We start from the raw sequence: 13,825 nt of genomic DNA, 5'->3' as shown, positions 1-13,825 counted from the left end.
GCTCTGGGGCGATCCGGATTAAAACAATAACCAAGCATCCACCATGAAATTCGATGTCGCCATTATCGGCAGCGGCCTGGCCGGCCTGTCGGTCGCGCTGCACCTTGCCGAAAACAACAAGGTTGCCGTCATCTCCAAACGCGCGCTGCTCGACGGCGCCAGCAACTGGGCCCAGGGCGGCATCGCCGCCGTGCTCGATTCCGGCGACAGTCATGAACAGCATATCAACGACACCCTGGTCGCCGGCGCCGGCTTGTGCGATGAAAGCGCGACCCGCTTCATCGTCGAGAACGGCCGCGCCGCCATCGAATGGCTGATTGAACAGGGCGTGCCCTTCACACCCGACGCCAGCGCCGAACTGGGCTTCCACCTGACGCGCGAAGGCGGCCACAGCCAGCGCCGCATCATCCACGCCGCCGACGCCACCGGCCATGCGGTGCAGGTGACGCTGGAACAAAAGGTACGCGCCCATCCGAACATCACGCTGCTGGAAGATCACTACGCGATCGACCTGATCACGTCGAAGAAGGTAGCCACCGGCGAAACCGGCAAGAGCGCACCGCGCTGCCTCGGCCTGTACGCCAAGAACGTCAAGACCGGCAAGGTGCTGACCCTGGCCGCCAACCACACGGTGCTGGCCACCGGCGGCGCCGGCAAGGTCTACCTGTACACCACCAACCCCGACAGCGCCACCGGCGACGGCATCGCCATGGCCTGGCGCGCTGGCTGCCGGGTCGCCAACATGGAATTCATCCAGTTCCATCCGACCTGCTTGTACCACCCGTACGCCAAGTCTTTCCTGATTACCGAAGCGATACGAGGCGAAGGCGGCGTGCTGAAATTGCCGGACACCGAAGGCGCCGATGCCGGCATGCGTTTCATGCCGGCGCACGACGAGCGCGCCGAGCTGGCGCCGCGCGACGTGGTGGCGCGGGCGATCGACTTCGAGATGAAAAAACGCGGCCTGGACCACGTCGACCTCGACATCACCCACAAGTCGCCGGAATTCCTGAAAGAGCATTTCCCCACCATCTACGCGCGCTGCATGGAGCTGGGCATCGACATCACCAAGCAGGCGATCCCGGTGGTGCCTGCAGTGCACTTTACCTGCGGCGGCATCGTCACCGACCTGAACGGCCGCACCGACCTGCCCGGTTTGTATGCGGTCGGCGAAACCGCTTATACCGGTTTGCACGGCGCCAACCGCCTGGCCAGCAATTCGCTGCTGGAATGCGTGGTGGTGGGCCGCGCCACCGCCAAGTTCATCGCCCAGCAAGAGACGCCGAAAGCCGTCCCGCTGCCGGCCTGGGATGAAAGCCGCGTGACCGACGCCGACGAGGAAGTGGTGATCTCCCATAACTGGGACGAATTGCGCCGCTTCATGTGGAATTACGTCGGCATCGTGCGCACCAACAAACGCCTGGAGCGCGCCCAGCACCGGATCCGCCTGCTGAAGGAAGAAATCGACGAATATTATGCGCACTTCCGCATCAGCCGCGATTTGCTGGAATTGCGCAACCTGGTGCAAGTGGCGTCGCTGATCGTTGAAAGCGCCTTGTCGCGCCACGAGAGCCGCGGCCTTCACTACAGCCAGGATTATCCGGAAACGCTGGCCAAGGCTTTGCCCAGCGTGCTGACGCCGGAGCGCCGCTAACTGCTCTGCGCGCAGACGAATTGCGCACCAAGAAACGGAGTGCTCGCCGCCGGCGACGGTGCGACACTTCCGTTCTCCAAGAACACCAAAGAATTTCATGACGTCAAAACTCCCTCCTTCCCTGGTCGCCCTCACCTGGTCCAACCTTGCCGCCCAATCGGCCGAACAGCTCAGCCTGGCGGCCACGCCCATCATGGCAGTGCTGTTGCTGGGCGCCGGCCCCGGCGAAATCGGTACGCTGGCCGCGGTGCAGTCGCTGCCGTTTCTCCTGCTCTCGATTCCATTCGGCCTGCTGGCCGACCGCACCTCGCGCAAGCGCCTGATGGTAATCGCCGAGGTGCTGCGCATGCTGGCCTTGCTGGGCGTGCTGACGGCGCTCCTGTCCGGTCACCTTTCGATCGGCTTGCTGGCGGTGCTCGGCTTCATCGGCGCCGTCGGCACTGTCGGTTTCAGCGTCGCCGCTCCTGCCATCGTGCCGGCGCTGGTAGGACGCGAACTGCTGGCGAAAGCCAATGGCCGGCTGGAACTGGCGCGCAGCACCGCCTTTGCCGCCGGTCCCGCCCTCGGCGGCGCGCTGACTTCATGGGCCGGCGCCTCGACCGCATTCGTGCTGGCGGCCATCCTGTCGGGCTCGGCCGTGGTGCTGCTATTGCAACTGCGCGAACCGCAGCGGGCGCCGGCAGCGCCGCGCCATCCGCTGCTGGAGTTGCGCGACGGCGCGCACATGGTCTGGCGCGACAAGCTGCTGCGGCCGATCCTGCTGACCGCCGTGGCCTGGAACATTTCCTGGTTCGTGCTGCAGGCTGCATATGTACCATACGCGGTGCGCAAGCTCGGCCTCAGCGCCGGCGAGGTCGGCATGACGCTCGGCGCCTATGGCGTCGGCATGATGCTGGGCGCGCTGCTGACGCCGCGGGTGGTGGCCAGGCTGCCGTTCGGCCGCGCGATCCAGATCGGCCCGGCGATCTCGGTGCTGGCGGCCATCACCATGGTGGCGACGCTGTTGCTGCCGAGTGGTGTGCTGGCGGCCGTGGCCTTCTTCCTGTTCGGCGTCGGCCCGATCATCTGGGTCATCACCTCGACCACGCTGCGCCAGACCGTCACGCCCGGCGCCATGCTGGGACGGGTCTCGGCGATTTTCCTGACGGTCAATACCGGCGCGCGGCCGATCGGCGCCGCACTGGGCGGCCTGGTCGGCGCACGCTGGGGCGAACCGGCCTGCCTGGTGCTGGCACTGGCCGGCTTCGTGGTGCAAGCCTGGATCATCTTCGATTCCGAGGTACGCGTGCTGGAGCGGCTGCCGGCGCCGCTGGCCTAGCTGGTCTGATCTGCAACAGTGTCGCTTCCGCTTCATCTCGGCTATGCTTGGACTTCAAACTAAAAAATGAGGAGAAACGATGAGTGCAGCGTCGCAGCCAATCACATCTGCCCCAAGCCCTGCGCAGAACAGCGCCAGGCGCGTGATCTTCGCCAGCTTCATTGGCACCGCCATAGAATTCTACGACTTCTACGTCTACGCAACCGCGGCGGCGCTGGTCATCGGTCCGGTATTTTTCCCGCATGACTCACCGACGGCGCAAGCGCTGTCGGCTTTCGTCACCTTCGGCATCGCCTTTATCGCGCGCCCGGTCGGCGCCTTCCTGTTCGGCCATTTCGGCGACCGCATCGGACGCAAATCAACGCTGGTGCTGTCGCTGCTGGTAATGGGCGTAGCCACCACGCTGATCGGTTTCCTGCCGAGTTACGCCTCTATCGGTGCGCTGGCGCCGGTCCTGCTGTGCCTGCTGCGGTTTGCCCAGGGCATTGGCCTGGGCGGCGAATGGGGCGGCGCAGCGCTGCTGGCCACCGAATATGCGCCGCCGGGAAAACGCGGCAGGTACGGCATGTTCCCGCAGCTTGGCCCTTCAGTCGGTTTCCTGATGGCGAACGGCCTGTTCCTCGCCCTCGCCTTGAGCCTGTCGGATGAGCAGTTCAAGAGCTGGGGCTGGCGCATCCCTTTCATTTTCAGCGCGGTGCTGGTGGTGCTGGGCCTGTATGTGCGGCTGAAGATTGCCGAAACGCCGGTGTTTGCCGCGGCACTGGAGAAGCACCAGCGCGTGAAAGTGCCGGCTGTCACCCTGTTCCAGCATCACTGGCGGCCGGTGATGCTGGGCGCCGTGGCAATGATTGTCTGCTATACCTTGTTCTATATCGCGACCGTGTTCTCGCTGTCCTATGGCGTCACTACCCTGCATATCCCGCGCCAGGAATTCCTGGCGCTGCTATGCCTGGCAGTGGTGTTCATGGCGCTGGCCACGCCGTTCTCGGCCATGGCCAGCGACCGTTTCGGCCGGCGCCCGGTGCTGATCGTCGGCACCCTGGCGGCGATCGCGGCGGGCTTCACCATGCAACCGCTGTTCGGCAGCGGCAATATGGTAGCGATTGCCCTGTTCCTGATCATCTTCCTGTTCCTGATGGGCGTGACTTTCGCACCCATGGGAGCACTGCTGCCGGAACTGTTTCCCACCAGCGTGCGTTATACCGGCGCCGGTGTGGCATACAACATCGGCGGCATCCTCGGCGCATCGGTGGCGCCCTATATCGCGCAGCTGCTGGCGCAGCGTGGCGGCCTGGCTTATGTCGGCGCCTATGTATCGGTGGCCGCGGCGCTCAGCCTGGCTGCGGTGCTGTGCATGCGCGAGACACGCGATACCAACCTGCAGCAGCTCTAGCAACAAAAACGCAGTACCTCATGCAGCACCTCATTCAAACCAACGGAGACAGAAGTTGAAACAGACATCCTTTTCCCTGAAAAAAAGCCTGCTTGCCGCCCTGCTATTGAGCGCCGGCCTGGTCCAGGCGGCGCCGGTGGCGCCGGTATACGACCTGGCGCAAAAAGAGAAGCCGGCGATGATGGACACCATGCGCGACCTGGTGAATATCGAATCGGGCAGCGGCGACCTTGAAGGCCTGGCCAGGATCGCCGCCTTGATCCGCGATCGCCTGACGCAGCTGGGCGGCAAGGCCGAACTGCTGGACGCGCCGGAAATCTACCGGATGGGCGACACTCCGGAAAAGATCGGGCAGATCGTACACGCGGTTTTCAAGGGCACCGGCAAGCGCAAGATCATGCTGATCGCACACATGGATACGGTGTACCTGCGCGGCATGCTGAAGGACCAGCAGTTCCGGGTTGACGGCGACAAGGCCTACGGCCTCGGCATCGCCGACGACAAGCAAGGCGTCGCCACCATACTGCACACCATCGCCATCCTGCAAAAAATCGGTTTCAAGGATTACGACACGCTGACGGTATTGATCAACGGCGACGAAGAAATCAGTTCGCCTGGCGGCCGCAGCCTGCATACCAGGCTGGGGGCCGAACAGGATGCCGTGTTTTCCTATGAAGGCGGCGGCGCCCAAGGCCAGCTGCGGCTGGCGACCAGCGGCATCGCCGCGGCTTACCTGAAGGTTGAAGGCAAATCCTCGCACGCCGGGGCGGCACCGGAAAAAGGCATCAACGCCTTGTATGAACTGTCGCACCAGGTGCTGCAGCTGAGCTCCTTGTCGCAGCCGGAACGCGGCCTGAAACTGAACTGGACCGTGGCGCAAGCCGGCACCAACCGCAACGTGATTCCAGCCAGCGCCAGTGCGCAAGCCGACGCCCGCGCCTTGAAAGTGAGCGATTTCCAGCAGCTGCAGGAACAGCTGCAAGAACGCGTCAAGAAACAGTTGATCCCGGACGCCAAGGTGCACCTGACATTTGAAATGCGGCGGCCGCCACTGGAAACCAACGCCGCTTCGCGCGCCGTCTCGGCTTACGGCCAGAAGATCTACCAGGAACTGGACCTGCCGATGACCGTGGTAGACGTAGCCAGCGGCGGCGGCACCGATGCGGCGTTCGCGGCATTAAAATCGAAAGCTGCGGTGGTGGAAGGAATGGGACTGAGCGGTTACGGCGCGCATTCGAACGACGCTGAATACGTCCTGCTGAACACCATCGTTCCGCGCCTGTATTTATCGACGCGGCTGATCATGGATTTTGCTCAAGGGAAAGTCCAGTAACGTACCAGGTAACATGCCGTATACGGCCGGGTTGCTTGCCCTGCCCAGCCTATACGGTAAATGCCTAAACCGATTCAAATCGCGGCTTGGAGGGCTTGATCCTGGCACAAGCTGCAGTTAACATCTCTGCATGGAAACCAGGATCATCAAACTTGAAGAATTTGCCGGCGAGGCGCGTGACCGCCTGACGCGCATTGAAACACGCCTGGACCATATGGCCACCAAAGAAGATGTGTCCAGGCTTGAGGCCACTCTTCTAAGATGGTTTATCGGAACCGCCGTCTCGCTGACAGCCCTGGCATTCACTGCAGCAAAACTCATTCACTGAGCGCTTTATTGCCGCTGCATGCCCGTTCCGCCAGGTTTTATCCAATGATCCGCAGTGAATAATCGGTCGCCCGGATATCCTTGGTCAGGCTGCCGATCGAAATCCGGTCGACGCCGGTTTCCGCTATGGCCCGCACCGTATCCATATTGATGCCGCCGGAGGCTTCCAGCAGCGCCCTGCCGTCGGTCAGCTTGACGGCGTCGCGCATGGCGTCGAGGCTGAAATTGTCGAGCAGGACCGAATTGGCGCCGGCGCTCAACGCTTCATCCAGCTGCACCAGGTTCTCCACTTCGATCTGTACCGTAACGTCCGCATCCAGCTTGTGCGCCGCCTGCATGGCGGCAGCGATGCCGCCGGCCGCGGCGATATGGTTTTCCTTGATCAGGATGCCGTCGTACAGGGCCAGCCGCTGGTTGTGGCCGCCGCCGACGCGCACTGCGTATTTCTGCGCCAGGCGCAGGCCGGGCAGGGTTTTGCGGGTATCGAGGATATGCGCCTTGGTATCGGCAATGGCGTTGACGTAAACGCGGGTGGCGCTGGCCACGCCGGACAGCAGCTGCAGGAAATTCAAGGCGCCGCGTTCGGCAGTCAGCAAGGCCCGGGCCGGGGCATCGATGAGGCAGACCTGGCTGTCGGCGCTCATCAGGTCGCCCTCGGCATACGACCAGTCGATGCGGATGCGTTCATCCAGCTGCCGCATCACGGCTTCGAACCATGGCGCGCCACACAGCACGGCCTGCTCGCGCACGATCACGCGCGCCTTGACCATCTGCTGCTCGGGAACCAGCTTGCCGGTCAGATCGCCGCTGCCGACGTCTTCGGCAATCGCGGTGCGGATATTGTTGTCGAACGCCGTTTGCAGCGCAGCGTCAAACGGCGCGAAACGATTCTCCAAATTGCTAACTGAGTTGCTGGTGGATGTACTCATGCTGGACCGATTCCTGAAAACAGTTTTTGTTCTTGCGCCAGGTCGCTGGACGGGCGCACATTGGCTTTGCGCTGGGCCGCGAAATCCAGCATGCGGTCGATGCAGACCACCGCCTTGCGGCCGGTTTCAGCGTCGACGTGGATTTCATTGCCGCCGAATTCCAGCACATCGGCCAGGTTCTGCAAGCCGTTCATCGCCATCCACGGGCAATGCGCGCAGCTCTTGCAGGTGGCGCTGTTGCCGGCGGTCGGCGCATCGATAAAACGTTTGCCGGGCGCCGCCATGCGCATCTTGTGCAGGATGCCGTTATCGGTGGCGACGATGAATTCATCGGCGTCCAGGCTCTGGGCCGCGGCGATCAGCTGGGTGGTGGAGCCGACCACATCGGCTTGCGCCACCACCGCTTCCGGCGATTCCGGATGCACCAGGATCTTGGCCTTCGGGTGCTGCTGGCGCAGCAATTCCAGTTCGACGCCCTTGAACTCGTCATGCACCAGGCAGGAACCCTGCCACAGCAGCATGTCGGCGCCGGTCTGTTTCTGTATATAGCCGCCCAGGTGTTTGTCCGGCGCCCACAGGATCTTTTTACCCTGCGCGTGCAGGTGGGCCACGATGTCGAGGCCGATGGACGATGTCACCATCCAGTCGGCGCGCGCCTTGACCGCAGCGCTGGTGTTGGCGTATACCACCACGGTGCGATCCGGATGCGCATCGCAAAAAGCGGAAAATTCGTCAGCCGGGCAACCCAGGTCGAGCGAGCAGGTGGCGTCCAGGTCGGGCATCAGCACGCGTTTGTGCGGGCTCAGTATTTTTGAAGTCTCGCCCATGAACTTGACGCCGGCAACCACCAGCGTCTGGGCCGGGTGGTCGCGGCCGAAGCGCGCCATCTCGAGCGAATCGGAGACGCAGCCACCTGTTTCTTCTGCCAGGTCCTGTAAATCGCCATCAACGTAATAATGCGCGACCAGCACTGCCTGCTGTTCTTTCAGCAGGCGCCTGATGCGCTCCTTGAGGGCGATTTTCTGGTCAGGGGTGGGGGTGTCAGGGACGCGAGCCCAGGCATGAGCGGTGCAACTGCTGCTGCCTGAGTCCATTTGCGGCCGCTCGAATTCAACGGTTTTGATGGCGTGGGTTTGCATGGCTACGATGGATGAGAGGGTCATGAGCTGCGGGAATACGCAATGATACGACAGAAGCTGCAACAAGGCATTTTGCAACGGCAAACGGGAGGCGTCGAGACAGGAATTCTAGCGCCAACCTTGACATCGCGTGTGAGCATTACCTTATTGCAAGCAAGAATGAACTCCCGTACTATGATTTCATAATTGTCATAAAAAAAATCTGCCGGGTTAAATGTCCGAGCATTTTGCTGGATACATATAAGAACACAGGGACAACATGATAATTTACGACAAAACCGATCGCGGCCGTACCGAAATAGCAACACGCGGCCAAACCGTGGCGCCGCGCCTGCGTACCCTGCTGCTGCTGGTGGATGGCAAGACCGGCAACGACGAGTTGCTGCGGAAGGTAGCCGGCCTCGGCCTGGGCCAGGAACACCTCGACGAGTTGCTGCAAGCTGGCCTGATCCAGGCCACCGCCGATAGCGGCAGCACCAAGGCAAACACGGGCAGCAGCCCCGCTCCAGTTGAAACTCCGGCATCGAAAAACATGGCGCCGCCCACTGCTGCATCCATGCCGGCTGAGCAGGTGCTGCCGCCGGGACAAACCCAGTTTGAAGCGATTTATCATTTCTATAATGACACCATCAAGAGCATGATCGGCTTGCGCGGCTACGGCCTGCAGCTGAAGGTCGAACGCGCCAGCAGCGTCCAGGATTTCCGCGAACTGCGCCAGCAGTACCTGGAGGCGGTGCTCAAGGCCAAGGGCGAGGAAATCGCCCGCAGCCTGCGCGGCCGGCTGGATCAGTTGCTGTACCTGGGCGAACGGCCGCAACAGTAAACAACGCAGCGATAAAAAAAGCGTGGCAGATAAATTCTGCCACGCTGTTTTTTTGCTTTTTCTGTTACTTCATGGCGCAGGGATTCCCGCGCCTGGCGATTTACTCGATGCCCTGGCTGCTCAGGTAATCCTCGTAGGAGCCCTGGAAGTCGACCACTTCGTTTTCCTTGACTTCCAGCACGCGGGTGGCCAGCGATGAGACGAACTCGCGGTCATGCGAGACGAAGATCAGGGTGCCGGCATATTTTTCCAGCGCGATGTTGAGCGACTCGATCGACTCCATGTCCATGTGGTTGGTCGGTTCGTCCAGCAGCAGCACGTTATGGCGGCCCAGCATCAGCTTGCCGTACATCATGCGGCCCTTTTCACCGCCGGACAGCACCTTGACCGACTTCTTGACGTCGTCGCCGCTGAACAGCAGGCGGCCCAGGCTGGAACGCACGGCCTGGTCATCGTCGCCTTCCTGGGTCCACTGCCCCATCCAGTCGGTGAGCGTCTTGTCGGTGGCGAAATCGTCAGTCGGATCCTGCGGCATGTAGCCGACGTTGGCATTTTCCGCCCACTTCACCAGGCCGCTGTCGGCCGCCAGGCCGGCGATGTCGCTGCCGCCGATGCTGCGCAACAAGGTGGTTTTACCGGCGCCGTTGGCGCCGATGATGGCGATTTTTTCGCCGGCTTCGACCATGATGTTGAAGTTCTTGAAAATCGGCCGGTCATACGTCTTGCTGATGCTTTGCACTTCCACCGCCAGCCGATGCAGTTTTTTCTCGCCGTCGAAACGCACGAAAGGATTGGCGCGGCTCGAAGGCTTGACATCCTCGACCTTGATTTTTTCGATCTGCTTGGCGCGCGATGTCGCCTGGCGCGCCTTCGATTTGTTGGCCGAGAAGCGGCGCACGAAATCCTGCAGTTCGGCGACCTTGTCCTTGGCCTTGGCGTTCACCGACAGCTGCTGCGCACGCGCTTGCGAGGAAGCCAGCATGTAGTCGTCGTAATTGCCCGGATAAACCTTCAGGGTGCCGTAGTCCATGTCGGCCATGTGGGTGCACACCTGGTTCAGGAAGTGGCGATCATGGGAAATGATGATCATGGTCGAATTGCGCTGGTTCAGCACATCTTCCAGCCAGCGGATGGTATTGATGTCGAGGTTGTTGGTCGGCTCGTCGAGCAGCAGGATATCCGGATTCGAAAACAGCGCCTGCGCCAGCAGCACGCGCAGTTTCCAGCCCGGCGCGACATTGCTCATCGGGCCTTGGTGCTGGTCGATCGAGACACCCACGCCCAGCAGCAGTTCGCCGGCGCGCGCTTCGGCGGTATAACCGTCGTATTCGGCAAACTTGGCTTCCAGGTCGGCCGCCTTCATGTAGTCGTCGTCGGTGGCTTCCGGATTGGCATAGATCGCGTCGCGCTCAGCCATCGCCGCCCACATTTCCGTGTGTCCCATCATCACCACGTCCAGCACGCGCATTTCTTCAAACGCGAACTGGTCCTGGCGCAATTTACCCAGGCGCTCGTTCTGATCGAGCATCACGTTGCCGCCCGACGACTCCAGGTCGCCGCCCAGGATCTTCATGAAGGTCGACTTGCCGCAGCCGTTGGCGCCGATCAGGCCATAACGGTTGCCATCGCCGAATTTGACGGAAATGTTTTCAAACAGCGGCTTGGGGCCGAACTGCATCGTGATATTTGCGGTGGACAACATCTTAGATTTGGTCTTTTCTTAATTGAATCATGGGGTTAGATAGTCGCGGCATTATACAGTATCCCCCGCAGTATCCACATTTGTGCACTGCATGAACCGGCATAAAACCAACGCCTGCCGCGACTATTTCCATGAATCCGGCCAGATTTCCGACCTATCGCCTTACTTCGCCGCCAGCGACGCCGCCAGGCGCCCGACTTCTGCCAGGGTTGCATTACGCGTTGCTTCCGACGCCTTGGTCCCGGTCAGGTAAGCCGCTACCAGCAGCGGTGCCCGGCCGGGCGGAAGCAGCATGCCGATGTCGTTGGTGCTGCCGTAGGCGCCAGAGCCAGTCTTGTCGGCTACCCGCCAGCCGGCCGGCAGCAAGGCGCGCAAGCGCTTGTCGCCGGTTTTATTCGCCAGCAGCCAGGTGGCCAGCTGTTTGCGGGAATCGGCCGACAAAGCATTTCCCAGCAGCAGTTGTTGCATGGTGGACAGCATCGCGCTGGGCGACGTGGTATCGCGCGGATCGCCCGGGGTGGCCTGGTTGAGGTCAGGCTCGATGCGGTCAAGCCGGGTCACCTTGTCGCCCAGGGAACGCAGGTAGGCCGTCAGCTGAGTCGGGCCGCCGAAGCTGTGCAGCAGCAGGTTGGCGGCGGTATTGTCGCTCAGGGTGAGGGTTGCTTCGCACAGTTCCGCCACCGACATGCCATCGCCGCCGGCATGTTTCTCGGTGGCGGGAGAATACGGAACCAGCTCGGCAGTTTCGTAGCGGATGCGCCGCGCCAGCTGCTCCTGCGCCTGGTCCACACGATGCAGCGTCAATCCCGCCGCCAGCAATTTGAAGGTGCTGCACATGGGAAACAGTTCATCGCCGCGATAGGCATGGCTTTGTCCGCTAGCGGTGTCGAGGATGGCAACGCCGAGGCGGCCGCCGCTCTTGGCCTCTATCTGGCGCAATTGCCGGGTGACCGGATCGGCGACCGGCTTAGCGGCAGCGGCGGCCGAGGCCCAGGATTTCTGAGTGTAGCCGCTTAAGACCAGCGCTCCCAAGGCTGCCCCCAGGTTTCCGGCAAACTGGCGTCGTTTCATGTTTTCCCTCTGGATTTAGTGAAGAAGGCATCAACGATAACGTTGACCCGGCTGCCGCTCAAGCTACAATATCCAAGGTAAGGCATAAGAAATACTATTGCAAAGACGGAGAAACACCATGCACCTCCCCTTGAATTCCCTACGCGCTTTCGAAGTTTCTGCGCGCTTGCTCAGCTTCACCCGCGCGGCCTCCGAGCTGAACGTCACGCAAGCCGCGATCAGCCAGCAGGTAAAAAATCTTGAAGAAAGAATGGGCGTGCAACTGTTCCGCCGGCTGCCGCGCGGGCTGGCGCTGACCGACGAGGGCATCGCCCTGCTGCCGGTGCTGGCGGAATCGTTCGGACGCATAGGAGCCGTGCTGCAGCAGTTCGGCGACGGCCGCCGGCTGCGCGAAGTACTGACGGTGGGCGCGGTCGGCACCTTCGCCGTCGGCTGGCTGATCCCGCGCCTGCGCGATTTCCAGCAAGCCCACCCGTTCGTCGACTTCCGCCTGTTCACCAACAATAACCGAGTCGACATCGCCGGCGAGGGCCTGGACTACGCCATCCGTTTCGGCGACGGCGCCTGGCACTCGACAGAAGCTGAAGAGCTGCTGGCGGCGCCGCTGTCGCCGATGTGTTCGCCCGCCATCGCCTCTTTCCTACGCGATCCGGCCGACCTCGCCGGGCAAATATTGCTGCGCTCCTACCGCACCGACGAATGGGCCGCATGGTTCGCCGCCGCAGACCTGCCCTGCCCGCTGCTGCGAGGCACGGTATTCGATTCCTCGCTCACCATGGCCGAAGCCGCCGCCCAAGGCGCCGGCGTAGCGCTGCTGCCGGCCCGCATGTTCGCCCGCGAATTGCAGCACGGCCGCCTGACCCGCCCGTTCGACATCGAAATCGCCAGCGGCAGCTACTGGCTGACCCGCCTCAAATCAAAACAAGCCACCCCCGCGATGCAAGCCTTCAGAGAATGGCTGCTGGCAGCCGCCAATTAATTAGGGTCAGATACCGTCTTGAATAGCAAGGCCGTTCGCTAAATAATTGGGATCGAAGGGCTTGCCAGTACGGACCACTCCGTAAATCAGATGTGTCATTTTGTGCATCACGGCCCCGATTACAGCTTTTTTTGCCATACCGGTGGCCAATAGTCGCTCAGCAAAGCGACGTAGTAGCGGGTTGTGTCGACATGCTACTAAGCTAGGCATATAAAGCGCCGCCCGCATAGACATGCTTCCAACTCGGCTAATCATGGTTCGACCTTTGATGGAGGTGCCGGAGCTGCGTTGTTTCGGAGTTACGCCGAGAAATGCGGCAAATGCCTTGGCGCTGTCAAATCTCCGGATGTCACCCAACTGGCCTAAGATCCTCGCCACCGTAGTGCCGCCGATACCTGGGATGCTCGTGATGAGCTCGGCATCATGCTTGAGGCCGGGATGTCGATCGATGTGATCATCGATGTCACCCTCCAATTTTTTGATCTCAGCGCTTAGCCAGGCGATGTGTTGCTTCACATGGTCGGCGACGTCGCTCATACCGGTGAAGGTGTTCGCTTCAAGCCGGTTTTCTTCCTGTTGGCGAATATCCTTTAATGCTTGTACTCGCATCGACCAAGCCCGCAACTGGCGCTGTTCCAGCGGTGGCGGCACCCAAGGCGCGGGCTTCATGGCAGCGCAATAGCGCGCAATGAGTCCGGCATCGGCAGTATCGTTCTTGTTGCGGATATTCTCACTATGGCCGAAGCCTTTGATGCAGGCCGGATTGACCACGCTAACGCTCATTGCTGCGTCATGCAGCGCCAATGCCACCGGTTCATAGTAAATCCCAGTGGCCTCCATGCAGACATGCAGCGTTTCTTTAGCGACTTTCGCCTTGCTTAACCACTCCAGGAGTAATTTGTATCCCTCGGCCGAATTATCCACCACCTTGGCCTTGGTCTTGCCGTTGACCAGCAAGGCAATATCGAGCTTCTTCTTGCTCACATCGATACCAACAACTGCGCACACCGTTTCCATTTTGACCTTTCTCGTATGCGGGCTTACGCGCCAGGCGATGGCCCAAGATACCGTTCGGACTTATAAAATGAAACGGGCAGAGGCACCTATCTGACCCACGTGCTCAACCGCACTCAGTCTAATCGGCATCACTCTGCCCG

Annotated in this window: 12 protein-coding genes; 7 read left to right on the top strand and 5 right to left on the bottom strand. The window is 61.4% G+C overall.

Annotation, left to right across the window (positions count from 1 at the left end):
• Window positions 1–43: 43 nt before the first annotated feature.
• From nadB to CFter6_RS08085, 5 genes are all read left to right on the top strand, one after another.
• Window positions 44–1,654, top strand: coding sequence for an L-aspartate oxidase (gene nadB, locus CFter6_RS08105; protein WP_061539497.1), 1,611 nt, complete (start codon window positions 44–46; stop codon window positions 1,652–1,654).
• A 97-nt stretch (window positions 1,655–1,751) separates the two neighbouring features.
• Window positions 1,752–2,972 (top strand): MFS transporter, encoded by a 1,221-nt coding sequence (locus tag CFter6_RS08100; protein ID WP_061539496.1) that lies wholly within the window; start codon window positions 1,752–1,754, stop codon window positions 2,970–2,972.
• A 79-nt stretch (window positions 2,973–3,051) separates the two neighbouring features.
• A complete protein-coding gene (locus CFter6_RS08095; protein ID WP_061539495.1) occupies window positions 3,052–4,365 on the top strand; it encodes an MFS transporter in 1,314 nt (437 codons plus the stop codon).
• 55 nt (window positions 4,366–4,420) lie between these two features.
• Window positions 4,421–5,698 (top strand): M20/M25/M40 family metallo-hydrolase, encoded by a 1,278-nt coding sequence (locus CFter6_RS08090; RefSeq protein WP_061539494.1) that lies wholly within the window; start codon window positions 4,421–4,423, stop codon window positions 5,696–5,698.
• Between the two features lie 130 nt (window positions 5,699–5,828).
• Complete coding sequence (locus tag CFter6_RS08085) at window positions 5,829–6,026, top strand: hypothetical protein (RefSeq protein WP_061539493.1); 198 nt, start codon at window positions 5,829–5,831, stop codon at window positions 6,024–6,026.
• Between the two features lie 37 nt (window positions 6,027–6,063).
• Here the strand turns inward: CFter6_RS08085 and nadC are convergent, their stop codons facing one another.
• Window positions 6,064–6,954, bottom strand: a complete 891-nt coding sequence (gene nadC, locus CFter6_RS08080; RefSeq protein ID WP_061539492.1) for a carboxylating nicotinate-nucleotide diphosphorylase — start codon at window positions 6,952–6,954, stop codon at window positions 6,064–6,066.
• Window positions 6,951–8,093 carry a quinolinate synthase NadA gene (gene nadA / locus CFter6_RS08075; RefSeq protein ID WP_061539491.1) on the bottom strand — a complete coding sequence of 381 codons (1,143 nt, stop codon included), beginning with the start codon at window positions 8,091–8,093 and terminating at the stop codon, window positions 6,951–6,953. The genes nadC and nadA overlap by 4 nt, the downstream gene beginning before the upstream one ends.
• Window positions 8,094–8,352: 259 nt before the next feature.
• Between nadA and CFter6_RS08070 the strand changes: the two genes are divergently transcribed.
• Window positions 8,353–8,916: a hypothetical protein gene (locus CFter6_RS08070; RefSeq protein WP_061539490.1), complete on the top strand. Its 564-nt coding sequence runs from the start codon at window positions 8,353–8,355 to the stop codon at window positions 8,914–8,916.
• A gap of 100 nt (window positions 8,917–9,016) precedes the next feature.
• Here CFter6_RS08070 and CFter6_RS08065 read toward each other — a convergent pair whose 3' ends face one another.
• Both CFter6_RS08065 and bla read right to left on the bottom strand, forming a co-directional pair.
• The gene (locus CFter6_RS08065) at window positions 9,017–10,618 is read right to left on the bottom strand and encodes an ABC-F family ATPase (protein ID WP_061539489.1); all 1,602 of its coding nucleotides are present in this window, start codon (window positions 10,616–10,618) and stop codon (window positions 9,017–9,019) included.
• A gap of 162 nt (window positions 10,619–10,780) precedes the next feature.
• Window positions 10,781–11,689 carry a class A beta-lactamase gene (gene bla / locus CFter6_RS08060; protein WP_061539488.1) on the bottom strand — a complete coding sequence of 303 codons (909 nt, stop codon included), beginning with the start codon at window positions 11,687–11,689 and terminating at the stop codon, window positions 10,781–10,783.
• Window positions 11,690–11,807: 118 nt separating this feature from the next.
• Between bla and CFter6_RS08055 the strand changes: the two genes are divergently transcribed.
• Window positions 11,808–12,668: a LysR family transcriptional regulator gene (locus CFter6_RS08055; protein WP_061539487.1), complete on the top strand. Its 861-nt coding sequence runs from the start codon at window positions 11,808–11,810 to the stop codon at window positions 12,666–12,668.
• A gap of 6 nt (window positions 12,669–12,674) precedes the next feature.
• Here CFter6_RS08055 and CFter6_RS08050 read toward each other — a convergent pair whose 3' ends face one another.
• The gene (locus tag CFter6_RS08050) at window positions 12,675–13,685 is read right to left on the bottom strand and encodes an IS110 family RNA-guided transposase (RefSeq protein ID WP_061539234.1); all 1,011 of its coding nucleotides are present in this window, start codon (window positions 13,683–13,685) and stop codon (window positions 12,675–12,677) included.
• Window positions 13,686–13,825 lie beyond the last annotated feature (140 nt).

Origin of the sequence: Collimonas fungivorans (genome assembly GCF_001584145.1) — a bacterium.
GTDB lineage: Bacteria > Pseudomonadota > Gammaproteobacteria > Burkholderiales > Burkholderiaceae_D > Collimonas > Collimonas fungivorans.
The sequence above is the reverse complement of the archived record's forward strand: the minus strand, read 5'-3'. Positions and strand labels throughout refer to the sequence as shown.